Genomic DNA, 25,627 nt, shown 5'->3' with positions numbered 1-25,627 from the left:
GGGCGGCAACACCAAGCGTCGTGCGCGCCGCGCAGTCGTTCTGCGCCAGCGTGCAACAACATTGGATTGCCGCATCCTGGCCGTTTCATGGGGGCGCCTGGCCCTTCGGGTTGGGCCGCCCATGAGACGACCGCGGGCGCGCTGCGGCGTTCAAGGTCTTGAGCGTGGCTCGCCACGATCGGCGACTCGCGCCTTGCCGCACACGATGTGCGGTCTCCAGCACGGCGCTCGTATGAGGTGTTAACAGGCGCTGGGGACAGCGAGGGCGCAGCTCAGCGGTCGGCGCCGGTGGCGACCTCGATCACCCGGTCGCCGCCGATCACGAACAGCCGGTCGCCGGCGGCCGGCGTCACCGCCGCACCGCCGGCGAAGCTCGAGAACGCGGGCAGCACCAGGCCCTCGGCATGCGCCCAGAACGCCGGCAGGCGCAGGCGCTCGCCGCCGTCACGCAGGACCACGACCGGATGCAGGTGCCCCGCCAGCACCGGGCCGCGCGGGTCGTGCGCCGGCTCGTGCCGACACACGAACGGCGCCTCCAGCCGAGCGCCGGCCTGCCAGTCCACATCGAAGGCCGCCGGCACGGCGTCCATGCGATCGTGGTTGCCCCGCAGCACGCGGAAGTCGACGCCGGCATGACCGGCCCGCCACGCGGCGAAGCGGGCCAGCCAGGGTTCGTCCGCGGCCGGCGGCGCGTGCACGAAATCGCCCAGCACGACCACCCGCGACGCCTCCGTGGCCGCGATCGCCGCCCCCAGACGGGCCAGATCGGCATCGGTCGTGCCCTGCGGCAGGCCCATGCCGTGGCGCCGGAACACCCCGGCCTTGCCGAAGTGGGTGTCGGCGACGAACAGCGTCGCCGTCCGCGGCCAGTACACGCTGCGATCCGCGCGCAGGATCAGCCGCTCGCCGGCAATGTCCAGCGCGGCATGCTCGGGCTCGGCGGCTTCGGCGCGGGCGAGGGTCAACGATCGGCGGCCTTTTCCAATTGCACGGTCATGCGTTCGACGCGATCGCGCCAGGATTCGTTGCTGACCTGGCTGGCGACCCGTTCGACCCAGAGCGGAAAACCCATCGGCGTGAGCCGCCGCGGCGAGACCAGCCGCAACGACTGACCGTCGATGCGATCGAGCGCGCCGCGCAGGCGTCCCAGCTCCAGCTCGCGTTCGAGCACTTCGCGGCGCGCCTGATCGAGCAGCAGATTGTCGGCATCGTAGCGGGCGAGCACGTCGTAGACGAGCCCGCTGGAGGCCTGCACCTGGCGCGCGCTCTTGTGGCTGCCGGGGTAGCCGGGAAACACCAGGCCGGCGATGCGGGCGATGTCCCGGAAGGCGCGCTTGGACAGCTCGGCGGCGTTGAGACAGGCCAGCAGATCGTCGATCAGATTCTCGCTCGACAGCGCGGCGCGCAGCTCGGCGGCCGAGAACTCGACCCGGCTGCGGGTGACCAGCTCGAAACCGTAGTCGTTGACCGAGAAACGGAACGTGGCGGCGTGCATGCGCGCCAGCCGCCACGCCACCAGCGCGGACAGCCCCTCGTGGGCCAGCCGCCCGGCGAAGGGATAGAAGAACCAGTGCCGGCCCTCGCGGCTGGTCACGTGCTCGACCAGCAGTTCATCGGCCCCCGGCAGGGCCGACCACTGCCGCTGGACCTCGAGCAGGCCGCGAATCGCGGCGAGCTCCGGCTCGCGATAGTCGCCGTCACGGGCCTGCTCGATCAGCCCGCGGATGGCGTCGGCCAGGGTGCCCGAAATCGCCAGCCGGCCGCCGGCCCAGCGCGGCACATGGCGCTTTCGCCGCCTGGCGGCGCGCACGTAGGCGGTCAGCTCGCGCACCCGGACGAGCTCCAGCAGCCGGCCGGAGAACAGAAACACGTCTCCCGGCGTGAGCTGGGCGATGAAACGCTCCTCGACCGTACCGATGCGCCCGCCCTTGAGCCACTTCACGCTCATGGCCGCGTCCGAGGTGATCGTGCCCATGGTCATGCGATGACGCCGGGCGATACGGCGATCACCCACCGTCAGCCGTCCGTCGACCCGGTCGACCCGGCGGAACTCGGGATAGGCCGACAGCGCCGTGCCGCCGCGGGTGACGAAATCCAGCGTCCACTGCCACGCCGCGTCACCGAGGTCGCGATAGGCCAGCGTGGCGGTGACCTCGGCGTGAAGCGCCTGCTCCGACACCCCGCCGCGGGCGCTGCTGCCGAGCGCGCGCGTGACGATGTGCTGCGCGAGCACGTCCAGCGCGCCGGTCAGCGGCTCCCGCGCCTCGATCTCGCCGGCGAGCGCCTTGCGCCGGGCCGCGGCGATCTCGACCAGCTCGAAGGCGTGGGTGGGCACGCACAGGATGCGGCTGGCCACGCCCGGCCGGTGGCCGGAACGCCCCGCTCGCTGGAGCAGCCGGGCGACACCCTTGGGGCTGCCGATCTGGATGACCTGATCCACCGGCGAGAAATCCACACCCAGATCGAGGCTGCTGGTGGCGACCACGCAGGCCAGCTGCCCGTCGGCGATCATCGCCTCCACGCGCTCGCGCAACGCCCGGTCCAGCGAGCCGTGGTGCAGCGCCACCCGGGCCAGCCAGTCCGGCCGGGCGCGCAGGATCGCCTGGTGCCAGAGCTCGGCCTGGGCGCGGGTGTTGGTGAACAGCAGCGTGCTTTCGGCGGCCTCGAGCGCCTCGATGACCGGCTGGACCAGCCGTGTACCGAGATGGCCGGCCCAGGGAAAACGCTCGATGGTCTCCGGCACCAGCGCGTCGATATGGGTGGCCGCCGGCGTCATGCCGCGCACCAGCCGCCCCGGCGCGCCCCCGGTCAGGGCGTCTCTGGCCTGCTCGAGGTTGGCCAGCGTGGCCGACAGCCCCCAGGTGCGCAGGCCCGGCCGCAGCGCCCGCAGACGCGCCAGGCACAGCTCCAGCGCCACGCCGCGCTTGGTCGACAGCAGTTCGTGCCACTCGTCGACCACGACCACATCGAGGCTCGCGAACAGGCGCTCGTGCTCGGCGTAGGACAGCAGCAACGCCAGACTCTCCGGCGTGGTCACCAGCGCGCTCGGCAGGCGCCGGCGCTGACGCGCCTTCACGCTCGATGCGGTGTCACCGGTGCGCCGCTCCACCGTCCAGTTGAGGCCGAGTTCGGCGGCGCTGGCCGCCAGATGGGCGGTGGTGTCGGCGGCCAGCGCCCGCAACGGCGTGATCCAGAGCACGGTCAGACCGGGCGTGATGCCGTCGTCCTCGGCCCGATTCAGCCAGTCGCCCACGGCCGCGAACCACGCCGCCAACGTCTTGCCGGTGCCGGTCGGCGCGTGAATCAGCCCCGACTCGCCGGCCGCGCAGGCGGCCCAGGTTTCGCGCTGGAAATCGAAGATCTGCCAGCCGCGGTCGGCGAACCAGCCCTCGATGCGCGCATCGACGGCATGCGCCGTCTCCGGCGCCGGCCGCCCGCCGCCGTCACTCATCCGAGCGGGCTTTGCGGCTCCAGCGCTGGGTGATGCTGCGGGCCCTGGCCGCAACCCACGGGAAACGCGCCTCGCCGCGGTCGAGCTGTTTCTGCACCCAGCGCGAATACGGCGCCAGCAGGATCGCCGAGATGATCAGGAACAGCACGCCCTGGAGCACCGGCAGGACGAGCCCGAGGATGCCCAGAATGAACATGACCACGCCGAGGCCCACCCGCAGGTAGTCCCGCCAGGTCATGTCCTGCCAGCGGATATGGCGTCGGTCCGTGGTCTGAGATGGGCTGTCGGATGTCATGCGTCGACCTCTGTCCTGTCTTCGGCGGGCAGCAGCGCCTTCACGTCGGCCAGCCGGTCCGCCTCGGCTACGGGTTTGTCGTGGCGCCACCGCGCGATCCGCGGGAAGCGCACGGCGATGCCCGACTTGTGTCGCTTGGACGCCTGAATGCCCTCGAAGTGCAATTCGAAGACGTGGGCGCTCTCGACCGCCCGTACCGGCCCGAAACGGTCGATGGTGTGCCGGCGGATCCAGTGATCCAGCTGGCCGATCTCGCTGTCGGTGAGCCCCGAATAGGCCTTGGCGAAGGGCACGAGCGCGTCGCCGTCCCAGACGCCGAAAGTATAGTCGGTCAGCAGATTCGAGCGCCGTCCGTGGCCGGGCTGGGCGTAGAGGAGCACGGCGTCGACGCTGAACGGATCGACCTTCCATTTCCACCAGTCGCCGCGCACCCGGCCGACCCGGTAGGGCGAGCCGGCTCGCTTGAGAATGAATCCTTCGGTGGCGAACTCCCGCGAACGCGCACGCAACGCCGCGAGATCGTCCCAGCTTTCGGCGGTCACGGGAGCCGACAGCGCGATCCGCGCGTCGCTTTCCGCCAGCACCTCGGCCAGCCGCGCGCGCCGGGTCTCGATGGCGCACTCGCGAATGTCGTGGCCGGCGTGCTCGAGCAAATCGTAGGCGAGAAAACGCACCGGATGCGCCGCCTGCATCTTCGCCGACGGCTTGAGCCGACCGATGCGCCGCTGCAGGCGCGCGAAGGGCAGCGGCCGCGGCTCGCCCGCGGCCCAGGCCAGGATCTCGCCGTCGAGCACCGAACCGTCGGCCAGCGGCTGGGCGGCGGCCTCCAGCTCCGGAAAGCGGCCGGCCATGAGATCCTCGCCGCGCGACCAGATATGGCATTCGCCGCCGCGCCGGATGAGCTGGGCGCGGATGCCGTCCCATTTCCATTCCACGAGCCAGTCGTCGCGCGCGCCGAGATCGGCCACGCGCGCGACCGGCGCGTTCTCGATGGGCGAGGCGAGGAAGAACGGATACGGCTGGGCCGCGTCCTCGCCGCGGTCGGCCGGATCGAGCAGCCGCTCGAAGAAAGCCGGCGTGGGTTCCCAGCGGCCCATCAGCCGATGGGCGATGCGCGCGGGCTCGATGTCGGCGGTCTCGGCCAGCGCCCGCGTGACGAGTCGGCGCGACACGCCCACGCGGAACGCGCCGGTGAGCAGCTTGTTGAGCACGAAGCGCGCCTCCAGTGGCAGTTCGCGCCAGTAGCCCGTGACCGCCTCGCGGCGCCGGGCCTCGCTCATCGAGCGCAGCGGCAGGATCCGCTGCTCGACCCAGTCGTGGAGGGCGACGTCCAACCCGGACTCGCCGGGCGTGACCGCCTGGGCGTCGAGCAGCAGGGTCACGGTCTCGGCCAGATCGCCGACCGCGGCATAGCTCTCCTCGACCAGCCAGAGCGGCATGTCGGCCGCCTCGGCGACCCATTCGCGCAGGCGCGCGGTCGGGATGAGGCGCTTGATGCGCCGTCCGCACAGGAACGACACCGCCCACGCCGCGTCGGCCGGCGGCGCGCTCGCGAAGTAGTCGCGCATGGCCGCGACCTTGTCGTTGGTCGCCGTGGTGGCGTCCAGCCGGGTGTAGAGACGGGTGAAAGCGCGCATCAGGGCGCAGGTTTCGCGCGAATCGCGCGAATCGTCGATCCGAATGGATGAATTTTTTCTGACGCCGTGATAGCGCCGGCCCGATCGGCCGCTAGCGCAGTACTCATCGGCGTTACACGCTGAATGGCCCGCATCCGAAATCGCCCCCATATGGCGTCCGCACGGCGCGATGTTAGCGCTATGGCGATTGCAGTCCCGTACCAGCCTTCATACGGTAATGACTCACTTGCATGAATCAGTGCGCCCCGCGGAATCTCCGTGCCGGCGTATCGAGGGAGAGTAATGCCTATGGATAGCTCCGCTGAAAAGGATCCGGTCTTTCAGAAGCAACAGGATTTCGGCGGCGACCCCACCGAGGTTCGCGAGACCGACCACTACCAGCACGAGTACGTCTACGACTTTGTCGAGCGCTGGGACGAACTCATCGACTGGGAAGGCCGCGCCAAAAGCGAAGGCAGCTTCTTCGTCGACATTCTGAAGAAGTACGGCTGCGAATCGGTCATCGATGCAGCAGCCGGTACGGGTTTCCATTCGGTGCAGCTGCTCAAGGCCGGCTTTGAAGTCGCCAGCGTCGACGGCAGCCCGCAGATGCTAGCCAAGGCGTTCGAGAACGCGCGCCAGCACGGCATGATCCTGTCGACCGTCCACGCGGACTGGCGCTGGCTGTCGCGGGACCTGGTGGGCCGCTACGACGCCATCGTGTGTCTCGGCAACTCCTTCACGCACATCTTCAACGAGCACGACCGCCGGCGCACGCTCGCCGAGTTCTACTCGATGCTCAATCACGACGGCATTCTGATCCTCGACCAGCGCAACTACGACGCGCTGCTCGACGGCAAGTCCAAGCCGGGGCACAAGTACTACTACTGCGGCGAGAACGTCTCGGCCTCGCCCGAGCACGTCGACGAGGGTCTCGCGCGGTTCCGCTACGAGTTCCCGGGCGACGAGGTCTATCACCTCAACATGTTCCCGCTGCGCAAGAACTACGTGCATGATCTGATGCACCAGGTCGGCTTCCAGGCGGTGACCACCTACGGCGACTTCCAGAGCAGCTTCAAGGAAGACGAGCCCGATTTCTTCATCCACGTGGCGGAGAAGTCCTACCGCGAGGCCGATGAAGACCGGGACGCTGACAAGGAATAGGAGGACAGCGAAATGACTCAGTATTCCGACGCAGTCAAGACGGCGCAGGCCTACTACAACAGCGACGACGCCGAGAACTTCTACTCGCGCCTGTGGGGCGGCGAGGACATCCACATCGGACTCTACCAGTCCGAGAGCGAGCCGGTGATCGAGGCCAGCAACCGCACCGTGGCCCGCATGTGCGAAAAGCTCGGCGACGATCTCAAGGGCGCCCGCGTGCTGGACATCGGCGGCGGCTACGGCGGCTCGGCCCGGTTCATGGCCGAGCACTACGGCGCCGAGGTGGTCTCGCTTAACCTGTCCGAAGTGCAGAACGAGCGCGGCCGGCGGCAGAACGCCGACCGCGGTCTCGACAAGCTGGTGACCATCGTCGACGGCGACTTCGAGAACGTGCCCTACGACGCCGGCACCTTCGATATCGTCTGGTCGCAAGACGCGATGCTGCATTCGGGCGATCGGATCCGCGTGCTCGAGGAAGTGGCCCGGGTCCTCAAGCCTGGCGGCATCTTCATCTTCACCGACCCGATGCAGCACGACGACTGCCCGCCCGACGTGCTGCAGCCGGTGCTGGATCGGATCCAGCTCGAGACCATGGGCTCGCCCGGCTTCTATCAGCGCGAGCTGGAGAAGCGCGGGTTTCGGCTGCGCGAGTTCGAGGACCATACGCATCAGGTGCCGCGGCACTACGGTGGTATCCGCGAGACGCTCGAATCCCGCGAGGAAGAACTCCGGGACTCGGCGATCTCCAACGATTACATCACCAACATGAAGAACGGCCTCCAGCACTGGGTCGACGCCGGCAACGCCGGTCACCTGTCCTGGGGCATCATGATCTTCGACAAGCAGTAACCACGCGGCCGTGGCGGTCGGGCTCGGGTCCGCCCGACCCATCGGCCAGCTGTTCGTTGCAGCATCGAAAGCCGCGGCATTCGCCGCGGCTTTTTTTGTGGATTGTTTCACCAGCGGAAGATTTTATGGAACGCTTCAAGGACAAGGTCGCGCTGATCACGGGCGCCGGTTCCGGCATCGGTGCGGCGACCGCGCGCCGGCTCTCGGACGAGGGCGCCACACTCGTGCTGGTGGGCCGCACACAGGACAAGCTCGACGCCGTCGCCGCCGAGCTGCCGGCCGAACGCACGACGGTGATCCCGGCCGACGTCGCCGATGCGAATGCGGTGAACGCGCTGTTCGAGCGCGTGATCGCCGATCACGGCCGACTCGATATCCTCGTCAACAACGCGGGCAAGGCCACTGTCGGCGCGATCACCGATACGGACGACGACACGTGGCGTCAGATCATGGGCATCAACGTGGACGGCGTCTTCCATTGCTGCCGCGCGGCGCTACCGCATCTCATCGCTTCGAAAGGCAATATCGTCAATACCTCGTCCGTCTCCGGCATCGGCGGCGACTGGGGGATGAGTGTCTACAACGCGAGCAAGGGCGCGGTGACCAACTTCACCCGAGCCCTGGCACTGGACCACGGTCGCGACGGCGTGCGCGTGAATGCGGTATGCCCGAGTCTAACCCGCACCGACATGGCCAGCGGCGTGTTCGAGAAGAATCACCTGCTGGACCGGTTCGCCAAGCGCATGCCGCTGGGTGTGGGCGCCGAACCGGCCGATGTCGCCAGCGCGATCGCCTTTCTGGCCAGCGACGATGCGCGCTTCGTGAGTGGCGTGAACCTGCCGGTGGACGGTGGCCTGATGGCCTCCAACGGCCAGCCGAACATGGGGTGATCAGGGGCTTTGGGCCTCTGACGGCGCGAGCCGTGTCGCCGTCCGTCATCGAGCTCCCCGGCAGGTGGCGCCGGCGGCGACCGTGCCGGCGCCGGCTTGCTGTCACATCATGACCCGAGGCGTGCCGTGTCGTGGTACCTGGAGGCCGCCAGTGCGGGGCCACGCGATGCAGAGGAGAGACGCCGCGGACGGCACGTCTGCACTGAAAAGGCCCCGGGATGACCCGGGGCCTTCGGTCCTCGCCGGGGTGCGCTCGCTTCAGGCGGTCTGGTCGAGCCCGGCGTTGTTCTGGTCGAACACCCGATCCGCGCGGTAGGAACTGCGCACCAGCGGGCCAGAGACGACCTCCAGAAAGCCGCGCGCCAGGCCCCACTGGCGATACTTCTTGAAGTCGTCCGGCGGCACGTAGCGCTCGACCGGCAGGTGGTTCACAGTCGGGCGCAGATACTGGCCGAAGGTGACGATATCCACGCCCACGGCGGCGAGGTCGTCGAGCACCTGCGCGATCTCGTCTTCGGTCTCGCCGAGGCCCAGCATGACGCTGGTCTTGGTCAGGACGGACGGATTGTGCTGCTTGGCGTGGGCGAGCACGTCCAGGGTCTGGCGATAGCCGGCACGGGCATCGCGCACCACATGGGTGAGCCGTTCCACCGTCTCCACGTTCTGGGCGAAGACCTCGAGCCCGGAATCGACCACGGTGTCCACGTCCGCCATGCGACCGGAGAAGTCGGGCGTGAGCGCCTCGACCTTCGTCTCCGGGCAGCGGCGCTTGATCGCGGCCACGCAGTCGGCGTAGTGCTGCGCGCCGCCGTCGGGCAGGTCGTCGCGGTCCACCGAGGTGATCACGATGTACTTCAGGCCCATGATCTCGGCGGAATCCGCGCAGTGCTCGGGTTCGTCGGCATCGAGCCAACCGTGCGGATTGCCGGTGTCCACCGCGCAGAACTTGCAGGCGCGGGTGCAGGTGTCGCCCATGATCATGATGGTCGCGGTGCCATGGCTCCAGCACTCGCCGATGTTCGGGCACATCGACTCTTCGCAGACCGTGGCCAGACGGTGCTTGCGCACGTTGCGCTTGACCTCGTTGTAGCCCTCGCCGGTGGGCAGCCGCGCCCGCAGCCAGTCGGGCTTGCGTCCGATCGGCACTGCGGCCGCCTGCTTGCTGGCCTTCATTCCGTTCTTGATCGCACGCGTGCCGTTGGGCTTGCTCACCTTGCTGCCCGTGACCACGGGTATGCCCTTGAAGTCGCTCATGATTACGTCGTCCGTCGGTGGCGCCACCGCCTGATCGATGGGCCCAATCATAACACCGGGTACCGGCTCTGCCGGCCCGCGCCCGTGGCATCGACATGCGGCCGGCAACGGCGCTTGCAAGCCCCGGGCGACGGTCAGCCGGCGTACAGGCGCCGCGCTGCTATGATTCGCCGCGCGCCGTGACGGCGCCCCGCATTCACCGGAGCCGATGACGCACGTGGCCACCACCTCAAGCGGCGAGCATGCCCCGCCCCAGGCCGCCGAGCGGCTTGTCGCACGACTGACCGACAGCCGGCTCGGGCGCCTGGCCTATCGCTATCGGCGGCTGGTGCCGCTGGCCTCGTTCGCCATGGGGGCGGGCAGCTTCTTTCTCGTCGAACGTCAGGCCCAGCTCGCGCAGTGGGTGACCGCACTCATGCTGCTGGGCTGGCTGGCGCTGCTGTTCGAGGGCCTGCTCTGTCGGCTGCTGGCGCGTTTTTTCGGCGAGCGCATCCCGCAGGCCGCGGTACGCTTCGCCGCCCAGTGCCTGCACCAGGAAACGCTGTTCTTCGTGCTCCCGTTCTTTCTGGCCACCACGACCTGGCTGAGCGGGCAGGCCGTGTTCACGGGGCTGCTGATCGCCGCCGCCGCGGCGTCCACGCTCGATCCGCTGTATCTCAACGCCATCGCCGGCCGGCGCTGGCTGTTTCTGGGTTTTCACGGCTTCACCCTGTTTGCCGCGCTGCTGACCGCGGGGCCGATCATGCTGTCGCTGACCACCGGCGAGAGCGTGGCCATCGCCTCCGCGGCGATGGCGGTCTGCGCGCTGCCGAGCTTCAACGATGCCCTGCAGGCCGGGCACTGGTGGCGCTGGTTTCTGCTGGCGGCGCTGTCGCTCGCACTCGGCGCGCTCACGTGGTTCGGCCGCTACTGGATCCCGCCGGCCACGCTGCGCGCCACCGATTTCGCCATCACCCTGCAGATGGACACCGCGGAACGCGAGCCGGGCCGCAGCCGCGACAGCTTCGCGACCGACGATCTGCAGGGCGACGGCCTGTACGCCTTCTCGGCGATCAAGGCGCCGCGCGGCCTGCATCAACAGATATTCCACGTCTGGTCGCACGACGGCGAGGTGGTCGATCGCATTCCGCTGGAGATCGTCGGCGGCCGCGAGGCCGGCTATCGCGCCTGGAGCCACAAGACGGTCTTCGGCGACGACGCCAGCGGTCGCTGGCGGGTGAACGTGGTCACCGACGACGGCCAGCTCATCGGCGCACGGCGCTTCACCGTGGAATGACGGCCGGGTCTCAGGCCTCGTTCCGCGAGCGCCCTTCGTCCGCCTCGGCCGTGATCGCCCCGGCGTCGAGCAGCGCCAGCACGACCAGCCGCGCGTAGAGCGCCTCGCGCCAGCCGCGCGGCGCCGCCAGCTCCATACGCGCCAGATACGGGCGCGCCGCGGCGGGCAGCCGGGTCAGCCGCCGGGCATGGCGCGCCAGCCGCAGCAGCCGGCGCGTCGAAAAACCGCCGCGCAGCCCTTTCAACGCCCCGGTGAGCGTGCGCTCGATCTCGGTGAAATCGCTGCCGTAGGGATAGGCCGGGAACCGGCCTTCGGCCTTGTGGCCCGCCAGCGTTCGGCCGATGGCCGCGGGCGTGTTGTCCCGCGCCCGGGCGGGCACACGGTAGTCGGGCGTCAGCTTGCCGGCCTTCACGGCGGCGCGGCGCAGCGGCTCCTGGAAACGGGCGTCCGCGATCTCGATCAGGGCAATGGCGACCTGCTCGTCGGTGCGGCCGCGCAGATCGGCGACCCCGTATTCCGTGACCACGATGTCGCGCAGATGGCGCGGTATCGTGGTGTGGGCGTAGTGGGCGACGATGTTCGATTCCGGCCCGTCGGACCCGGCCCGTACCGCGCGCACGCAGATGATCGAGCGCCCGCCCTCGAGTTCGTGGGCCTGGGCAACGAAGTTGTACTGCCCGCCCACCCCGGAGAGCACCTGGCCGTCGGCGAGGCCGTCGGAGGCCACCGCCCCGCCGAGGGTGACCTTGATCCCGGTGTTCACGAAGCGCGCGCCGCGCCGCTGGACCCGCCGCAGGGCCTCGTCGCCGTAGAGCTGATTGATCCGGCCCACGCTGGTCATGTGGAACAGGTCGCGGGTCTCGTCATCCAGCGCGTGCAGGGCCTGATAGAAACGACTCGGGCCGAGGAAGAAACCGCCGTGGACCAGCGTCGCCCCCGCGAGCCGCTCGCCCAGACAGCGCGATTCGATCGCCGCCCGGGCGCCGGCGTCGTCCAGATCCGCGGCGATCGGCGGTCCGTCGTCGCCGGCGTCGAGCGCGCGGCCATGGAGCGTGACGCGCTCGTGAAACACGCCGAAGCGCTGGAGATAGGCCACGTCCGAAACCGCCAGGACGGCGGGTATCGCGCCGCGTTCGCGCAGGGCGGTCAGCGTCGCCGGCGTCACCCGCTCGCCGATCTCGCCGGCGTCGATCGCGGTCTGCAGCGCGATGTCGTCGTAGACCGGGCGCCGGATCACGCCCGCGCGGTGGAGCTGGAGATAGGCCTCGACCAGCATCTCGGTGCAGCCATACAGCCCGCGCACGAACGGCGCGAGGCCGCCGATCGCCGCGCTCAGGCCGCGCTCGGCGGGGCCGCGATGCATCGCGGCGATGACGTCGTGATAGCGGGCGTTGTGATTCTGGCGCAAATCGCAGACATGGGCGATGGCGTCCGACAGCGAGCCGATGCCGATCTGCAGGGTGCCGCCATCGGCCAGCAGCGTGCTCACCCGCAGGGCGATCGCGTAGTCGGCCTCGGCCACCGGCGCGGCCGGGGCGCCGAACGGCTTGAAATCGGCGGCATCGCCCGCGAACAGGGCGTCGGCCAGGGTCGCGTCCACGAGCGCGCTGCGGGTCATCGTCGGCATGCGCGCGTTGAGCTGGGCGACCACGACCGGCGGCTCGCCCCGGGCCCGCGCCGACTCGATCGCCGGCAGCAGATCGAGCGTGACGTCGGTGTTGGAGGACAGCGAGAACTCGCCGGCATGGCGCCCCGGCGCCACCATCTGCATGAGCACATTGACGCCGGCGTCCATCAGGTCGCGCGCCACGTGGGTGTAGTTGACCGAACGATAGTGGCGCTGGGCGTGGCCGTTGCCGAGCAACGCCCCGGGCTGGAAGAAGAACTCCGAGACGGTGACGTTGGCCGGCAGGCGGCCGGCCCGGAGATCGCGCAGATAGGCCAGCCCCGGATAGTCCTCGAACACGCGCTCCACGATCGGCGCCATCAGCCGCCGCTCGAGCTCGCCGTCGGCCTGCGGCACGTCCAGCGAGAGCGCGGTGATGAAGGTCAGGCGGATGCCCGGATCGGCCTTCGCCCGGGCGTAGAGCGCGTTCATCAGCGTCGCCGCCTTGCCCAGCCCGAGCGGCGCGCCCACCCGCAGGTCACGGCCGACGGTGGCCAGCAGCCAGTCGATGACGGCCTCCGGGTCGCTGAATCGCTGCGGTCGCTCGGCCATGACGCTGTCCGGACCGCCGCCGTGCATCAGGCGGCGTCGTCGCGGCCGTAGCGCTCGATGTATTCGCGCGGCACCTTCACCTCCAGCGCGCGCGGGAGCACCCGGAAGGTCGCCGGCGTCTCGGTGAGCAGCTCGCCGTCGGTGTTGATCGGCATCGGCCGGCCGGTGTCGACGTGGAAGGTCGTGCCCTCGAACATCTGCACGCCCTGGACGTACTTGTCCGGGCCGCGCACCAGCGACGGCAGCATGCCGACGAGCTGGCCGAACGAGGCCGGCTCCAGGCTGTAGAGATCGAGCCGACCGTCATCCAAGGCGGCGTCGCTGGAGACCGCCAGTCCGCCGCCGAAATAGCGGCCGTTGCCGATAGCGATCTGGATGGAGCGCAGGCGATGCACCTCGTCGCCGCGCCGGATCTCGGCGTCGAACGGTTCGGTGTCGCGGTAGGCCGAGAACACGTTGGAGGCGTAGCCGAAGGAGCCGAACCATTTCTTCGCCGCGTCGGAGCGATACTCGCAGGCGCGCACCGCCAGGCCGATGCTGGCCACGTTGACGAAGTACACGTCGTTGCACTGGCCCAGATCCACCCGATGGCTCACGCCCTCGACGACGTTACGACAGGCCGCCTCGAGCACCGTGGGAATCAGCAGCGTGCGCGCGAAGTCGTTGGCCGTGCCCAGGGGCAGCACCGCCATCGGCCGCCCGGCGCGCATGACCGCCGCCGAGGCGAGGTTGATGGTGCCGTCGCCGCCGCCAAGCACGATCACATCCACCTCGGCCGCATGGGCGTCGATCTCCGCGGGCGCGTCGTCGGGTTGCTCGAAACGCCCCAGCACGACGTCCACGTCCAGATCCCCGAGCACGTCGAGCGCGGCCTGGGCGTTGGCCTCACCCTGTCGGGATTCACGATTGATCAGCAGTAGCGCGCGCAGAACGATCACCGGCGACGGTATAAGGTGAGGCTAGCGTAAGTGCGACCCCGATGCGGCGCAATCCGCAGGCGGCCGGATTGGCCAGCGGGGCCGAGTTGCGTCACGCTCGGCGCCGTTGCCGAACCACCACAGGAGCCACCGGCCATGCAGAGCTTTTTCCAACGGATGCTGGGCGCCGCGCGCCTGGATGTACCGACCTACGAGGAGGTCGAGCACGACAAGTCCGCGACCGGCCAGGCCGCCGGCGTCGTCGCCCTCAGCGCGCTGGCCGCGGGCGTGGGCGCCATGGCCCAGGGCGGGATCGCCGCACTGCTGCTCACCGGCCTCGCCGCCCTGCTCGGCTGGGTGATCTGGGCCGCCATCATCTGGGCCGTGGGCACCAAGCTGCTGCCGGAGGCCCAGACCGAGGCCGACATCGGCCAGCTCCTGCGCACGCTGGGCTTCGCCGCCGCACCGGGCGTGCTGCGCGTGTTCGCCTTCATCCCGCTGATCGGGCCGCTGGTGATGCTGGTCGTCGCGGTCTGGATGCTCGCGACCACCGTGGTCGCCGTGCGCCAGGCGCTGGACTACAAGAGCACCTGGCGGGCCGTGGGGGTCTGTGTGATCGGCTGGGTCGTGCAGCTGCTCATCATCGCCCTGATCGGCAGCGCCGCCGGCTTCGGCATGGGCGGCCCCACGCCGGCACCGGCGGCCTGAGCGGGCGTCAGGCCGCGGCCGCCGGCATGTCGGCCGCGGCCTCGAAGTAGCGCGCCAGCAGCCGCAGCTGGCGCGCGCCGCTCGCCGCGGCCATCAGGTCCATGTACAGCGCCGGCCGGGGCGGCCGGCGCTCGCACAGCCAGCCGATGTGCTTGCGCGCCACCCGCAGGCCCTGGTCCTCGCCGTAGAAATCGTGCAGCTGCTCGACGAGCCCGAGCACGATCTCGCGCTCGTCGGCCAGCGACAGCGGCGGCGCGGGCCGACCGGTCGCGCGCGCCACCGCGATTTCGCGGAACAGCCAGGGTCGCCGGCAGGCCGCGCGGCCGATCATCAGCCCGTCGGCGCCGGTCGCCGCGAGCACGGCTTCGGCCGCGGCCGGCGAATCGATGTCGCCGTTGGCCCAGACCGGAATCGTGACCGCGGCCTTGACCGCGGCGATCGTGGCGTATTCCGCCCGACCGCGATAGTGCTGGTCGCGCGTACGGCCGTGCACCGCGAGTGCGGCGATGCCGGCGCGCTGTGCCCGGCGGGCGATGGTTACCGCGTTGATCCGGTCGGCGCTCACGCCCGTGCGCATCTTCAGCGTGACCGGAACCGGGCTGGCGGCCACCACGGCGTCGAGAATCCGCGCGACATGATCGACGTCGGCCATCAGCGCCGACCCCGCGGCCTTGCGGCAGACCTTCTTCGCCGGACAGCCCATGTTGATGTCGATGATGTCGGCCCCGGCATCCGCATTGACCCGCGCGGCCTGCGCCAGATCGGCGGCATCGCCGCCGGCGATCTGCACGATGCGCGGTGCCGGCTGGCCGCCGAAATCGAGCCGCAGGCGCGACTTGCGGGTGGCGCGCAGTTCCGGTCGGGCCGATACCATTTCCGCCGTGGTCGCGGTCGCGCCCAGACTCCGGCACAGACTCCGGAAGACGCGGTCGGTGACGCCCGCCATCGGCGCGCAGGCGAGTCCGTTGTCGAATGCGTGGCCGGCGATTTCCATGGCGCGCGATTCTAGGGCCTGCCGAGGCGACATGCGAGCCCGCGCCGGGCGCCGTCGTCCGGCAGGACGAGACCTCGAGCGCGTCGCGCAGCCGCTATCGCGCCCGCCCGCGGCGAGACGGGACTGCCGCCCCTCGTTCATGTCACGCGCACGACCCCAGCGCTTGGCCCGCCCATGCGCGATTCACCACGGGTGCCCTGTCGTTGTGCAGGTCTCGATCGTGGCGCCAACGCCGGCCACCCTGCATCCCGACCCGATGTGCGGTCACCGGCGCGGCATTGGCATGACGGCGCCGTGCCCGATGCGTAGCGGCGCTGTTCGCGATGCGCGCCCGATCGGCGTGGCGACATCGGCGCCTGCCTGCCGTCGCAGTCGAAGCGATCGGCGCGGCCCCTGTCCGCCTGTCCGTCATGCCGATGTCATGACGCGACACCGGCGACGGCCGGCGGGTATCACCGCCTGGGCCCGACCCGTGCCGCACGCCGATGAACGCGCGTGGAAACGTGTTATTTTTCGAGCAACGACCCGGTTAAGGAACCCCATGCCCACGATTCAGTCCATCGCGCGCCCTCTGACGTTCGCCGCCGCGCTCATCGCCGCCGCCACGGCGATCACGGCCTGCTCGCCCGATCCGCAGGAACAGTACGAGGACGCCACCACGAACCTGGAGGAGGCCCGCGAGGCCCGAAACGAGGCACAGGAGGCGCTGGAGGCCAAGAAGGAGGAGCTCGCCGAGCTGCGCTCGAACCTGAACGAGGCGGAGGCCGAGCTGCAGGCCGCGCGCCAGAAGGTCGACGAAGCGTCGCAGAAGGTCGACAAGACGGTCACCGACGAAGTGCTGTTCCGCAAGATCCAGCGTGAACTGCTCGACGAGGATCAGTTCGAGGAGGCCGCGATCTCCGTCGGCGTGACCGATCGCGTGGTGACGCTAGGCGGCAACGTGCCGGACGAAGAGACCCGCAAGGCGGCTCTGGAGAGCGCCCGATCACAGCCCGGCGTGAAGGACGTCGTCGATTCGATGGAGGTTCGCGACAGCGAGTCCGCGCCTTCTGAGAAATCCTCCGAGGGCAAGGCGGACGGCGGCGATTCGAACGACGGCGGCTCGAATGCTGACGGCTCCGGCGGCAGCAACGGCGGCAGCAACGGCGGCAGCAACGGCGGCAGCAACGGCGGCGGCTCCGACGGCGGCAAGAGCTAGGCATGCTCGCGCTGGCATTCGTGCTGCTGCTCGTGGCCGCCACCGGCGGCCTCGCCATGGCCGTGCTCGACGTCGCCGCGCCGGCGGTGCGCACCGCCCACGGCGGCATCGCCGGACTCGGCCTTCTGGTGCTGTTGATCGGCGCGCTCATGCACGGCCAGACGCTGGTATGGACCGCCTTCGGCCTGCTGGCCATCGGCTTCGCCGCCGGCGCCGTGCTGTTCGGGCTCGTCTGGCGCGAGCGTGCCCCGCCCCGGCTGGTGGTCGCCGGCCACGGCCTGATCAATGCCGCGGGCATCGTGCTGCTCGGCGTGGCGATCTTCGCCTGAGGCGACGACTGTACTAAGGCCTCGTCACACGAGCGCCGCCTTGGAGACCGCACTTCGTGTGCGGCAAGGCGCGAGTCACCCGTCGTCGCGTGCCACGATCCAGACGGGCAACGCCGCGGCGCGCCCCCGGTCGATTGTTCGTGGGCGGCCCCACCTGGAGGGACGCGCGCTTTTTTGCGGCAATCCAGCGCTGTCGCACGCTGGCGAAGAACGACTGTGCGACGCGCACGGCGCCTTATGTTGCCGCCCATAGGCGCTTTTCAGGTAGCGCCCAGCGCGGACTTGCATGACGTGTCGAAAGGCCCTAACGCAGCTGCGCCGCCTGTTTCTGGAAGGCGCGGATCACCCGGGCGCTGCGCAGTTCCGCGGCCACGTGGCCGAGCAGCCCGCGCCAGAGCGGCAGACGCCAGTGCGGTTCGGCGCCGCGGCCGAGCCGGAACAACTGGACGTAGTACCAGCCCATCTGCGAGAAGATGTTGATGAAGCGTAGTGCCGTGATTCCCGAACGCGGGCCGAGCACGCCGCGGCCGTAGGCGAGTTCCGCCCCCGGATCGGCGGCGGCCTCGGTGGTGCCCTCGAAAAGCCGTGCGACGAAGAACGGGTCCACGCACAGCGGCCGGCCGAGACCGATCACATCCACCCCGTCCTCGTCGATCGCCGCGGCCATCGCGTCCCGGCTGCGAAAACCGCCGGTCACCATCACCGGCATGCGCGCGGCCCGGCGGACCCGCGCCGCATACTCGAGAAAATAGGCCTCGCGTGCCCGGGTGCTCGCACGCGGCGCCTCGGCCCGATCGGCGTCGCCCTCGTGCCCGAGCAGGCGCGGCTGTTCGTAGCTGCCGCCGGAGATCTCGATCAGATCGACGGCCAGCTCGTTGAGCCAGTGCACTACCTGCACGCAGTCGGCGTCGTCGAAACCGCCCTTCTGGAAGTCCGCGGAATTGAGCTTGACGGCCACGGCGAAACCGGGGCCCACCGCCCGACGCACTGCGCGCACCACCGCGAGCAGCAGGCGCGCGCGATTGGCCAGCGAACCGCCGTAGTCGTCGCGGCGGCGATTGACCGCGGGCGACAGGAACTCGCTCAACAGATAGCCGTGCGCGGCGTGGATCTGCACGCCGGTGAAACCGGTCTCCCATGCCAGACGCGCCGCCGCCGCGAAGCGTTCGACGATCTGTTCGATACCCGCTACGGTCAGCTCGCTCGGCGTGCGGTAGGCGCCCAAGAGCCGCAGCCGCCGCGCCGAGGGCGCCACCGGCGTCGGCGAGCAGTAGAACGGCGCCTGCCGCCCCGCGTGCGAGAGCTGCATCCAGATCTGACTGCCACCGGCCGTGCCGGCGCTGGCCCAGCGCGCCAGCGCCGCACGATCCGCGGCGCCGTCGATGACGACGTTGCCCGGCCGTTCGAGATCCCAGCGATCGATCTGGACGTTGCCGGTGATCAGCAGACCGGCGCCGCCGTGCGACCAGCGCCGGTAGAGGCGTTCGTGCGCCGGCGTGGCGTTCATGCGGGCATCCGCCAGGCCTTCCGTCATCGCCGCCTTGGCGATGCGATTGGGCAGGACCTGGCCGCAGGGCAGCGTCAGCGGCCGGGCCAGCGTCGCGGTCGCGGCGGAAGCGGCGGTGACGGATTCGTCCGGCGCGGTCATGCGATCAGCATACCGCGACTGTCGGCCGCGCGTGGCCGGGCTGGTGTGCCGACCGGCGACGCGCACGCGCCGAGGCGATTGCCGGGCCGGCAGGCCCATCAGGCCAGCGCGGGCGGCGAGCGCGTCGCCACGGCCGTGCGCAAGGACCGCCGCGTGCCACGCCGAGGCGCTAGGGCGCGGGCATGAGCCGGGCGCGGCGTTTTTCACTTCGAGGCAGATGCTGCGGCCGCTCGCAACGCCCGGCAGCGGCCGTGCGATGACACGACGCGCAAGCGACACCAACGAGAGGCGCGGCCCCGTAGTTCCTAGGATAAGGGCGCCTAGCGGCCACCGCTGGTGTAAAGCGCGTGGCTGGCATGGGTTTCGGGCTCCCAGATGGCCATCGCCTCGTCGACGGCATCGCGCTCGATCAGCGGCGCGCGCCGGCTCGCGGCGGTCACGAACGCGGTCTCGATCACGCGGATGAGCGCGCGCGTATTGCCCCGCCACGGGCAGTCGCCGATCGCCTGCCAGGCCGCCTGCGACAGGCCTGCGGGGGCCACCCAGGTGGTCGCACGCCGGCGCATGCCGTCGAGCGTGGTCGCCAGCACCGCGATCAGGTCCTCGCGCCGCACCGCGAGATCGGGCAGATGCAGGATCATCGCGCCCAGCCGGGCGTGCTCGTCCATGTTCACCGACGCGATGAGCGTATCCCAGCTGCGGTTCGAGGCGAACACCACGGCGCAGTCCAGCGGCCGCTTGGCCGAGGCGCCGTAGGGCAGATACTGGTTCGAGTCCAGCGCTTCCATGAGCACCTCCATCACCGAGCCGGACACGCCGTGCGACTCGTCCAGAAAGCACACGCCGTCGCGGGCGTGTGAAAACGCGCCGGTGCGCGAGCCCGCGCCCGGAAAGGCGCCGGAGACATGGCCGCAGAGCAGCGACTTCATCGCCGCCTTGTCGTCGGTGGCCTCGGCGGTGAGGTTGACGGTGACGAAGTTGCCGCGGGTCCGCGCCAGAAAATAGTAGTAGGCCAGAGAGGTCTTGCCCGCCCCCGGCCCGCCGAGCAGGTAGATGCGCGAGATGTTGTTCTCGGCGAGTTCCTGCAGATGCGCCAGCAGACCGCGCAGCTCGGGACTGAGACAATAGAAGTACTTGTATTCGCGGTTGTCGACCTCGGTCGAGACCGGCATGGCGATGACATTGGGTTCGACCACCGCTTCGAGACGGCCCGGCAGCTGCGCGACGATCCGTTCCGGATCACGCTCGACGATCAGCCGCAGCCCCTGCACGAGATCCGCCGGCGCGGCGTCCGCGAGCCAGCCGCCGAATTCGGTCAGCCGGTCCGGCGACAGGCCCACGATCAGTACCGGCCAGCCGTCGCCGCGCGCGGCGCGCTGCTCGCGCACCGCCTCGGCCAGCCGCGTGAGCGCCTCCGGCTCGGGAAACAGCGCGAAGACCGCATCCGAGGCCGGCAGCCGCCTGCCCGCGTCCGAGATCACCTCGCTGGTCAGCGGCACGACCGCATCGGCGATGCGATCGCGCAGGGCCTGGCTCTCGGCCAGCGGTGCGGCCAGGTGCACGCTCACGCGCGCCCGGATGCTGTTGCGATCCGTCGCCTCGGCCCGTTGCGGGCTGCGTTTGCCGAACATGCCTGTGCCTCTTCCCTGTGGGCGCACACCTCGGGCGACCGGTAAGCCCTCCGCCGGCCCCTCGCGCGCCGCCGTGTGCTGGTCGCGGCTGTGTGCGCTGATCCTCATCCTCCTTATCGGCGGCTGCAGCGCGGCCGACACCCCGCGTGCCCGATTCGACGATTATCTGGCCCGACTGGCCCGGGTCCTGGATACCGCAGTGCCGCCGGCCCAGGCGCCGCCGCCGGCAGCCTATCCCGCCAAGCGCGCCTTGACGCGAATCGTGGACACGCCGCGTACGGGCTGGATCGGTCTGTTCGAACTGCGCCGCTGCGGCCTCGTCAACCTGATCTCCAAGCGCAACAGCATTCTCGGCCGGGTGGCGCCGCCGCAGCGGCGGCTGGCCTACGAGTCGCGCCTGCTGGGCGGCCTCCAGCGCTGCCGCACCGAGATCGACGCCGACACGGCACTGCACGCGCGCCTGAACGCCCTGATCGCCCGCAAACGCGCGAGCCTCCCGGCCGTGTTCTGGAACGCCACCTTCGCCGATGACGCGCTCATCGGCCTGTTCAGCCTCGCCGGCGAGGCGAACGGGCTCGACCCGCACACCGCCGGCGGCCCGACGCGGCGCGCCCTGGCAGGGCTAGCCGGCGCCGGCGAAGCGCTGAGCGCAGCCCGGCCGCTGGACGCGGATCGCCTCGGCGACTACTACCGAACGCTCGAATCCAGCGAGCACGGCGGCGCTCTGCTGCAGGCGGCGCACGCCGCCACCGGGGCGCTCGAACGCGCCACCCGCATGCTCGAGGCCCGCCTGGCGCGGCGACCACTGTGCTTCGAGCAGCGTCCAAATCGACGCGCCCGCGTACTGCAGACCGTTCTGCTGGAGATCTACGGCCAGCGCGTCCAGCCTTATCTGTCGACACTGGTGCGCGCCGGGCGCGACTGGCGGCGCGCCGTCGGCTCGCTGATCGCGGCCCAGCACGTGACGATACCGCCGCCATTCGCCCGCTATGTCCGGGCCACGCTGACAGGCAAAGACACGGCCTGGACGCGGCTCGACGCCGCCATCGACGCCCATACCGCCGTCTGGCAGGCCGCGCTCGGCCAGTGCGGCCTGATGCCCGGCGCCGCCCCGGCGGGTCAGCGCGCGTCGCGCGGACCCTCGAGCTGAATCAGGCGTTCGCCCGGCTCGATCGCCCGTTCGGCCGGCCCAATCGCGCGCGCCGGACGTCGAAGCCGGGGCGCGAGCGCCCGGCGACCGCGCGTGCCCGCCGAGACGCGGGTGCGGCGCGCCGATGGCCAGGGCCGAAACGCTCGATCACACGACCGTGCCGATGCGCGGCGGCCGGCGCGAGCGAGCGAGGATGGCGCGACCGGGTGCGGTACTCCTCGTAGCGGAAGCCGCTTTCCGGGCCGAAGACCCGGGTGTGCCGCTCGCTGCGATAATCGCCCCACGGCGTGCTCCGATGGTCATACTCGTGGATGACCACCGCGGCGTTGTCGGCCGCCGGCGCCGTGCCTGCGGCCAGCACCGCGATGGCCCATCCCGCTGCGGCGCGGCGTATCCGATGACCCATTCGCGACCTCCGGCTGATCTCGCAAGCGTCGAGGACACGACTGTACCCGTATCGGGTCTGAACGCCCTGTGAACGCGAGATTCGGCGCGGTCGTCGCACAATTAAGGCAACGTTCAGCGCCTCGCGCCTATTTTTGGCAATCTTCACCAGCGGGGGTCACGATGCAGGCACCACGTCTCGCCATCATCGCTTTGCTTTCAGGCGCCGGCGTACTCACCGCGTGCGCGTCGAACCCGGAGCCCCAGGTCGACCCGATCTTTCAGGCCGTACCCGGAGGGCGCTACGACTGCTACCACGCCGACGACGAGCGCAACGTGGCGGTCAAGGGCGCCACCAGCCAAGTCGGCCAGGGCGTGATCGGCGGCCTCGCCGGCGGCCTGCTCGGTAACCAGTTCGGCAGCGGCTCCGGGCGGGATCTCGCCACGGGCGCGGGCGTCGCCGCGGGCGCGGCGGCGGGCGCCTGGAACGCCCAGCGCATGGAAAACAACCGTCTGCAGGACTGTGTGCAGCGCCAGGGCGACCCCGCATCGCGGGGCTACTAGGCGGTGCCGTGACCACAGCCGCCCCCATCCGACGCAGGAGGCCCCGCTTCGGGCCGGCTCTCGCGGTCATCGCGTGTGCCTGCATCGCGCCGAGCACGTTTGCCGGTCTGGGCGAAAGCGGACTGCGCTCCTCGCTGGCGGAAGCGGCCGGTCCGAGCGGCCAGCCGGGCGGCGAGAATGGCGAATCGGAACGGCCCGAACCCAACGTGGCGCCGGCCGAGGCCGGGCGGCGCGCCTCGCGTGAATACGGCGGCCGGGTGCTCAACGTGGTGCTGGAAGACGGTCCCGGCGGCCCGTATTATCGGGTCAAACTGCTGGACGGCGGCCGCGTGCGGGTGGTGCACGTCGAGGCCCGCCACTAGGCAGCCGCACAAGGCTTGAGACGAGAGTACGGCGAATGCGCGCACTGGTGATCGAGGACGACGTCGACCTGCGGGAGCAGGTCTGCAACCAGCTCCGCGCGGAGGGGTTCGCGGTGGACGCCACCGGCGAGGGCGACGAAGGACTGTTCTACGCCCGCGAATATCCCGTCGACATCGCCATCATCGATCTCGGCCTGCCCGGGCCGACCGGGCTCGACATCATTCGCGAGGTGCGCGAGGCGGGCCTGGACTATCCGATCCTCATCCTCACAGCCCGCAGCCGATGGCAGGACAAGGTCGAGGGGCTGGAGACCGGCGCCGACGACTATGTGGTCAAGCCGTTTCAGCCCGAGGAACTGATCGCCCGGATCCAGGCACTGGTCCGGCGTTCGCGCGGCTGGGCCCAGCCGCGGCTCGAGTCCGGCGACATCGTGCTCGACACCGCGCGTCAGGAGGTCTTCGTGGGCGGCGAGACGGTCGAACTCACGGCCTATGAGTACCGGGTGCTCGAGCATCTGATGCTCCACGCCGGCGAAGTCGTGTCCAAGACCGCGCTCACCGAACACATCTACGAGGAGAACGCCGAGCGCGACTCCAACGTCATCGAGGTGTTCGTGCGTCGGCTGCGGGCCAAGCTCGACCCCGACGGCCAGCGCAGACCCATCGAGACGCTGCGTGGCCGCGGCTATCGCCTCGCCCGCAACGAACGCAGTCCCGCACCGGCCAACGACGCTCCCCAGTGATGAATTCGCTGCGGGCGCGGCTGCTGGCCGCCACCGCGGTACTCCTGCTGGCCTTCATCGTGCTCACCGGCGTGGCGCTGGAGGCGGCGGTGAGCGAACGCGCCGATCAGGCCGAACGCGACCGCCTGCAGGGGCTGAGCTACGCCCTGCTGGGCAGCGCCGAAATCACCGCGGATGGCGGCTTCCGGCTGGCGCCGCGGGTGCTGCCCGAGTCGGACCTGTCGCGCCCGGACTCGGGCCTGTACGCCCTGGTCCTCGACGAGGACAACGAGCCGGTCTGGCGTTCGCCGTCGCTGCTGGGCACGATCGATCTCGAGCGCTGGCCGGAGGTCGGCGAATGGCGCTTCACCCGGGTCGAGCGCGACGACGCTCGCCTGATCACCCTGGCCTTCGGTTTTCGCTGGGTGACCGACGCCGGCAAAGACTATCGCTACACCCTGATCGTGGCCGAGAACGCCGATTCCTTCGCCAAGCAGATGCAGCGCTTTCGCGGCATGCTGTGGACCGTGCTCAGCGTCGCCGCCCTGATGCTGCTGCTGGTGGAGCTGCTGATCCTGCGCTGGGGGCTGGCGCCGCTGCGCCGGCTCGCCCGCAATCTGGTCAGCCTGCAGTCGGACGAGAAGCGCCGCATCGAGGGCCGCTATCCGGACGAGATCCAGCCGCTGGTGAGCAACCTCAACACCATGCTCTCCAACGATCAGGCCCGGCTGACGCGCTACCGCAATGCCCTGGGCGATCTCGCCCACAGCCTGAAGACGCCGATGGCGATCCTGCGCGGCCTGGCCGAGGACGAGCAGCTGCCCGCGGCCCACCGCGCGCCGCTGCGCAACCAGCTCGCGCGGATGAACGACATCCTCGACTATCAGCTGCAGAAAGCCGCCGCCGCGGGCAAACGCAGCCTGGCGGCCCCGATCGCGATCGCGCCGGCCGCCGAGAAACTCGCCCGCGCGCTGACCAAGGTCTACGCCGAGCAGGGCACCCGCTTCGACGTGGACGTGCCGGCGGGGCTGCGGGCACCCATCGACGAGGGTGACCTCACCGAGCTGCTCGGCAACCTGATGGACAACGCGGCCAAGTACGGCGGCGGCACGGTCCGCGTGTCCGCACGCGAGCGCGACGGCGATCTGGCGCTGTGCGTGGACGACGACGGTGACGGTTTCGGCGATGGCGAGACCGAGCGGCTGCTGGAGCGCGGCGTGCGCGCCGATGCCTCGCGCGAGGGCCAGGGCCTCGGTCTGGCCGTGGCCGCCGAGATCGTGCGTTCCTACACCGGCGAGATCGAGCTCGAACGCAACGAGGACGGCGGGGCCCGCGTGCGCGCGCTCATCCCGGCCGCCTAGCGGCGGGACGCGGATCGGCCGGCAGCGAGGCGCGTCCCGCCCGCGTCCGGGCCCGACTCGGCCGCGGCGCCTCGGCGGCCCCGGACGCGGGTGTCAACGCCACCCGGGTGGGGCCGCACCGCAGAGCATTCTCGTCGGCCCGGCGCAGACCGCTGGACCCGTGTTCTATACTCGACGCCATGCGCCGTTGCGACTGCCCCGGCGCGCCATTCCCCGAGCGAGCGAAACGCAAGCCATGAGCGTATCCGATTCCCGACGGCTGGATCCCGAGAAACTCGATCCGGAGGCGCTGGACGCCGAGGCCTACCACCGCGTCGTGGGCCCGGCGCTGCAGGTGGCCGCCGACATCGCCGCCAAGCGCGGCCACCCCACCCTGCACGACGACATGCCGGCCATGCTCGCGCTCGTGGAGATGATTTCGCATCTGGCCGAGCGCTACGGCGCGGACCATCCGGAGCGCGTCAAGGACGCCGAGGTGCTGGACAACGCGGCCACCGGCGCCTGCGTCATGGTCTTCCAGCAGGCCGAGATGCCGGGCGACGCCATCGGCCAGTGCCTGGCCGCGCTGGAGACCGCCCATCGGCAGCTGCACGAGCACGAGGTGCTGGAAAGCGCCCGCCCGTTCATCGCCATGGCGTTCTCGCAT

Annotated in this window: 24 protein-coding genes; 13 read left to right on the top strand and 11 right to left on the bottom strand. The window is 70.4% G+C overall.

From position 1 onward, the window contains the following. Positions 1-272: 272 nt before the first annotated feature. Genes pdeM through SAOR_RS10100 form a run of 4 tightly spaced genes read right to left on the bottom strand, consistent with a single transcriptional unit; the run spans position 273 to position 5,383 of the window. Entirely contained in the window at positions 273-965 is a 693-nt protein-coding gene (pdeM, locus tag SAOR_RS10115; protein WP_185015637.1) for a ligase-associated DNA damage response endonuclease PdeM, read from the bottom strand. Next, positions 962-3,451 carry a ligase-associated DNA damage response DEXH box helicase gene (locus SAOR_RS10110; protein WP_123631317.1) on the bottom strand — a complete coding sequence of 830 codons (2,490 nt, stop codon included), beginning with the start codon at positions 3,449-3,451 and terminating at the stop codon, positions 962-964. The genes pdeM and SAOR_RS10110 overlap by 4 nt, the downstream gene beginning before the upstream one ends. Then, positions 3,444-3,746: a YbaN family protein gene (locus SAOR_RS10105; RefSeq protein ID WP_123631316.1), complete on the bottom strand. Its 303-nt coding sequence runs from the start codon at positions 3,744-3,746 to the stop codon at positions 3,444-3,446. Before SAOR_RS10105 ends, SAOR_RS10110 begins: the two co-directional genes overlap by 8 nt. Next, positions 3,743-5,383, bottom strand: coding sequence for an ATP-dependent DNA ligase (locus SAOR_RS10100; RefSeq protein ID WP_123631315.1), 1,641 nt, complete (start codon positions 5,381-5,383; stop codon positions 3,743-3,745). The genes SAOR_RS10105 and SAOR_RS10100 overlap by 4 nt, the downstream gene beginning before the upstream one ends. Positions 5,384-5,671: 288 nt before the next feature. On the opposite strand from SAOR_RS10100, the gene SAOR_RS10095 reads away from it, so the two are divergent. From SAOR_RS10095 to budC, 3 genes are all read left to right on the top strand, one after another. Next, positions 5,672-6,526 carry a glycine/sarcosine N-methyltransferase gene (locus tag SAOR_RS10095; RefSeq protein WP_123631314.1) on the top strand — a complete coding sequence of 285 codons (855 nt, stop codon included), beginning with the start codon at positions 5,672-5,674 and terminating at the stop codon, positions 6,524-6,526. A gap of 12 nt (positions 6,527-6,538) precedes the next feature. After that, positions 6,539-7,375, top strand: a complete 837-nt coding sequence (locus SAOR_RS10090; protein WP_123631313.1) for an SAM-dependent methyltransferase — start codon at positions 6,539-6,541, stop codon at positions 7,373-7,375. A gap of 125 nt (positions 7,376-7,500) precedes the next feature. Then, positions 7,501-8,265 (top strand): meso-2,3-butanediol dehydrogenase, encoded by a 765-nt coding sequence (gene budC / locus SAOR_RS10085; RefSeq protein ID WP_123631312.1) that lies wholly within the window; start codon positions 7,501-7,503, stop codon positions 8,263-8,265. Positions 8,266-8,523: 258 nt separating this feature from the next. Here budC and lipA read toward each other — a convergent pair whose 3' ends face one another. Then, positions 8,524-9,519 (bottom strand): lipoyl synthase, encoded by a 996-nt coding sequence (gene lipA, locus SAOR_RS10080; RefSeq protein WP_123590748.1) that lies wholly within the window; start codon positions 9,517-9,519, stop codon positions 8,524-8,526. A gap of 217 nt (positions 9,520-9,736) precedes the next feature. On the opposite strand from lipA, the gene SAOR_RS10075 reads away from it, so the two are divergent. Next, positions 9,737-10,795: a DUF5924 family protein gene (locus SAOR_RS10075; RefSeq protein ID WP_221177875.1), complete on the top strand. Its 1,059-nt coding sequence runs from the start codon at positions 9,737-9,739 to the stop codon at positions 10,793-10,795. A 10-nt stretch (positions 10,796-10,805) separates the two neighbouring features. On the opposite strand, the gene SAOR_RS10070 is transcribed toward SAOR_RS10075, so the two are convergent. Together SAOR_RS10070 and SAOR_RS10065 are read right to left on the bottom strand one after the other, a co-directional pair. Continuing rightward, positions 10,806-13,013 (bottom strand): acetyl-CoA hydrolase/transferase C-terminal domain-containing protein, encoded by a 2,208-nt coding sequence (locus SAOR_RS10070; protein ID WP_185015636.1) that lies wholly within the window; start codon positions 13,011-13,013, stop codon positions 10,806-10,808. Positions 13,014-13,039: 26 nt separating this feature from the next. Then, positions 13,040-13,951 (bottom strand): lipid kinase, encoded by a 912-nt coding sequence (locus tag SAOR_RS10065; protein WP_185015635.1) that lies wholly within the window; start codon positions 13,949-13,951, stop codon positions 13,040-13,042. A 135-nt stretch (positions 13,952-14,086) separates the two neighbouring features. Between SAOR_RS10065 and SAOR_RS10060 the strand changes: the two genes are divergently transcribed. After that, complete coding sequence (locus SAOR_RS10060; protein WP_123631309.1) at positions 14,087-14,638, top strand: YIP1 family protein; 552 nt, start codon at positions 14,087-14,089, stop codon at positions 14,636-14,638. 7 nt (positions 14,639-14,645) lie between these two features. On the opposite strand, the gene dusB is transcribed toward SAOR_RS10060, so the two are convergent. Beyond that, the gene (gene dusB / locus SAOR_RS10055; protein WP_123631308.1) at positions 14,646-15,632 is read right to left on the bottom strand and encodes a tRNA dihydrouridine synthase DusB; all 987 of its coding nucleotides are present in this window, start codon (positions 15,630-15,632) and stop codon (positions 14,646-14,648) included. Between the two features lie 541 nt (positions 15,633-16,173). Here dusB and SAOR_RS16815 point away from each other — a divergent pair. Together SAOR_RS16815 and SAOR_RS10045 are read left to right on the top strand one after the other, a co-directional pair. After that, entirely contained in the window at positions 16,174-16,830 is a 657-nt protein-coding gene (locus tag SAOR_RS16815; protein WP_185015634.1) for a BON domain-containing protein, read from the top strand. A gap of 2 nt (positions 16,831-16,832) precedes the next feature. Then, complete coding sequence (locus SAOR_RS10045) at positions 16,833-17,159, top strand: hypothetical protein (RefSeq protein WP_123631306.1); 327 nt, start codon at positions 16,833-16,835, stop codon at positions 17,157-17,159. Between the two features lie 304 nt (positions 17,160-17,463). Here the strand turns inward: SAOR_RS10045 and SAOR_RS10040 are convergent, their stop codons facing one another. Together SAOR_RS10040 and SAOR_RS16930 are read right to left on the bottom strand one after the other, a co-directional pair. Further along, positions 17,464-18,807 carry an NADH:flavin oxidoreductase/NADH oxidase family protein gene (locus SAOR_RS10040; protein ID WP_123631305.1) on the bottom strand — a complete coding sequence of 448 codons (1,344 nt, stop codon included), beginning with the start codon at positions 18,805-18,807 and terminating at the stop codon, positions 17,464-17,466. A 320-nt stretch (positions 18,808-19,127) separates the two neighbouring features. After that, the gene (locus tag SAOR_RS16930; protein WP_221179946.1) at positions 19,128-20,438 is read right to left on the bottom strand and encodes a sigma 54-interacting transcriptional regulator; all 1,311 of its coding nucleotides are present in this window, start codon (positions 20,436-20,438) and stop codon (positions 19,128-19,130) included. 73 nt (positions 20,439-20,511) lie between these two features. Here SAOR_RS16930 and SAOR_RS10030 point away from each other — a divergent pair, with 73 nt between their 5' ends. Beyond that, on the top strand, positions 20,512-21,588 hold the full coding sequence (locus tag SAOR_RS10030) for a DUF3080 family protein (protein WP_185015633.1): 1,077 nt from the start codon (positions 20,512-20,514) through the stop codon (positions 21,586-21,588). 1 nt (position 21,589) lies between these two features. Here the strand turns inward: SAOR_RS10030 and SAOR_RS10025 are convergent, their stop codons facing one another. After that, positions 21,590-22,141 (bottom strand): hypothetical protein, encoded by a 552-nt coding sequence (locus SAOR_RS10025; protein ID WP_123631303.1) that lies wholly within the window; start codon positions 22,139-22,141, stop codon positions 21,590-21,592. A 14-nt stretch (positions 22,142-22,155) separates the two neighbouring features. On the opposite strand from SAOR_RS10025, the gene SAOR_RS17210 reads away from it, so the two are divergent. The 5 genes from SAOR_RS17210 to SAOR_RS10000 all read left to right on the top strand — a co-directional run. After that, positions 22,156-22,536 carry a glycine zipper 2TM domain-containing protein gene (locus SAOR_RS17210; protein WP_123631302.1) on the top strand — a complete coding sequence of 127 codons (381 nt, stop codon included), beginning with the start codon at positions 22,156-22,158 and terminating at the stop codon, positions 22,534-22,536. Between the two features lie 8 nt (positions 22,537-22,544). Further along, complete coding sequence (locus SAOR_RS10015; protein WP_123631301.1) at positions 22,545-22,898, top strand: PepSY domain-containing protein; 354 nt, start codon at positions 22,545-22,547, stop codon at positions 22,896-22,898. A gap of 35 nt (positions 22,899-22,933) precedes the next feature. Beyond that, complete coding sequence (locus SAOR_RS10010; RefSeq protein WP_123631300.1) at positions 22,934-23,641, top strand: response regulator transcription factor; 708 nt, start codon at positions 22,934-22,936, stop codon at positions 23,639-23,641. Next, positions 23,641-24,981: an ATP-binding protein gene (locus SAOR_RS10005; RefSeq protein WP_123631299.1), complete on the top strand. Its 1,341-nt coding sequence runs from the start codon at positions 23,641-23,643 to the stop codon at positions 24,979-24,981. Before SAOR_RS10010 ends, SAOR_RS10005 begins: the two co-directional genes overlap by 1 nt. 235 nt (positions 24,982-25,216) lie before the next feature. Continuing rightward, the coding region (locus tag SAOR_RS10000; RefSeq protein ID WP_148077377.1) for a hypothetical protein at positions 25,217-25,627 on the top strand (411 nt) is incomplete at its 3' end.

Origin of the sequence: Salinisphaera orenii subsp. orenii MK-B5 (assembly GCF_003788635.1) — a bacterium.
Classification (GTDB): domain Bacteria; phylum Pseudomonadota; class Gammaproteobacteria; order Nevskiales; family Salinisphaeraceae; genus Salinisphaera; species Salinisphaera orenii.
The sequence above is the reverse complement of the archived record's forward strand: the minus strand, read 5'-3'. Positions and strand labels throughout refer to the sequence as shown.

What these genes read in the sequence shown, in the direction of transcription:
- SAOR_RS10110 (WP_123631317.1), bottom strand. Translation starts at nt 3,451, where the DNA reads ATGAGTGACGGCGGCGGGCGGCCGGCGCCGGAGACGGCGCATGCCGTC.
- SAOR_RS10105 (WP_123631316.1), bottom strand. Translation starts at nt 3,746, where the DNA reads ATGACATCCGACAGCCCATCTCAGACCACGGACCGACGCCATATCCGC.
- SAOR_RS10100 (WP_123631315.1), bottom strand. Translation starts at nt 5,383, where the DNA reads ATGCGCGCTTTCACCCGTCTCTACACCCGGCTGGACGCCACCACGGCG.
- SAOR_RS10095 (WP_123631314.1), top strand. Translation starts at nt 5,672, where the DNA reads ATGGATAGCTCCGCTGAAAAGGATCCGGTCTTTCAGAAGCAACAGGAT.
- SAOR_RS10090 (WP_123631313.1), top strand. Translation starts at nt 6,539, where the DNA reads ATGACTCAGTATTCCGACGCAGTCAAGACGGCGCAGGCCTACTACAAC.
- budC (WP_123631312.1), top strand. Translation starts at nt 7,501, where the DNA reads ATGGAACGCTTCAAGGACAAGGTCGCGCTGATCACGGGCGCCGGTTCC.
- lipA (WP_123590748.1), bottom strand. Translation starts at nt 9,519, where the DNA reads ATGAGCGACTTCAAGGGCATACCCGTGGTCACGGGCAGCAAGGTGAGC.
- SAOR_RS10070 (WP_185015636.1), bottom strand. Translation starts at nt 13,013, where the DNA reads ATGGCCGAGCGACCGCAGCGATTCAGCGACCCGGAGGCCGTCATCGAC.
- SAOR_RS10060 (WP_123631309.1), top strand. Translation starts at nt 14,087, where the DNA reads ATGCAGAGCTTTTTCCAACGGATGCTGGGCGCCGCGCGCCTGGATGTA.
- dusB (WP_123631308.1), bottom strand. Translation starts at nt 15,632, where the DNA reads ATGGAAATCGCCGGCCACGCATTCGACAACGGACTCGCCTGCGCGCCG.
- SAOR_RS16815 (WP_185015634.1), top strand. Translation starts at nt 16,174, where the DNA reads ATGCCCACGATTCAGTCCATCGCGCGCCCTCTGACGTTCGCCGCCGCG.
- SAOR_RS10045 (WP_123631306.1), top strand. Translation starts at nt 16,833, where the DNA reads ATGCTCGCGCTGGCATTCGTGCTGCTGCTCGTGGCCGCCACCGGCGGC.
- SAOR_RS10040 (WP_123631305.1), bottom strand. Translation starts at nt 18,807, where the DNA reads ATGACCGCGCCGGACGAATCCGTCACCGCCGCTTCCGCCGCGACCGCG.
- SAOR_RS16930 (WP_221179946.1), bottom strand. Translation starts at nt 20,438, where the DNA reads ATGTTCGGCAAACGCAGCCCGCAACGGGCCGAGGCGACGGATCGCAAC.
- SAOR_RS17210 (WP_123631302.1), top strand. Translation starts at nt 22,156, where the DNA reads ATGCAGGCACCACGTCTCGCCATCATCGCTTTGCTTTCAGGCGCCGGC.
- SAOR_RS10010 (WP_123631300.1), top strand. Translation starts at nt 22,934, where the DNA reads ATGCGCGCACTGGTGATCGAGGACGACGTCGACCTGCGGGAGCAGGTC.
- SAOR_RS10005 (WP_123631299.1), top strand. Translation starts at nt 23,641, where the DNA reads ATGAATTCGCTGCGGGCGCGGCTGCTGGCCGCCACCGCGGTACTCCTG.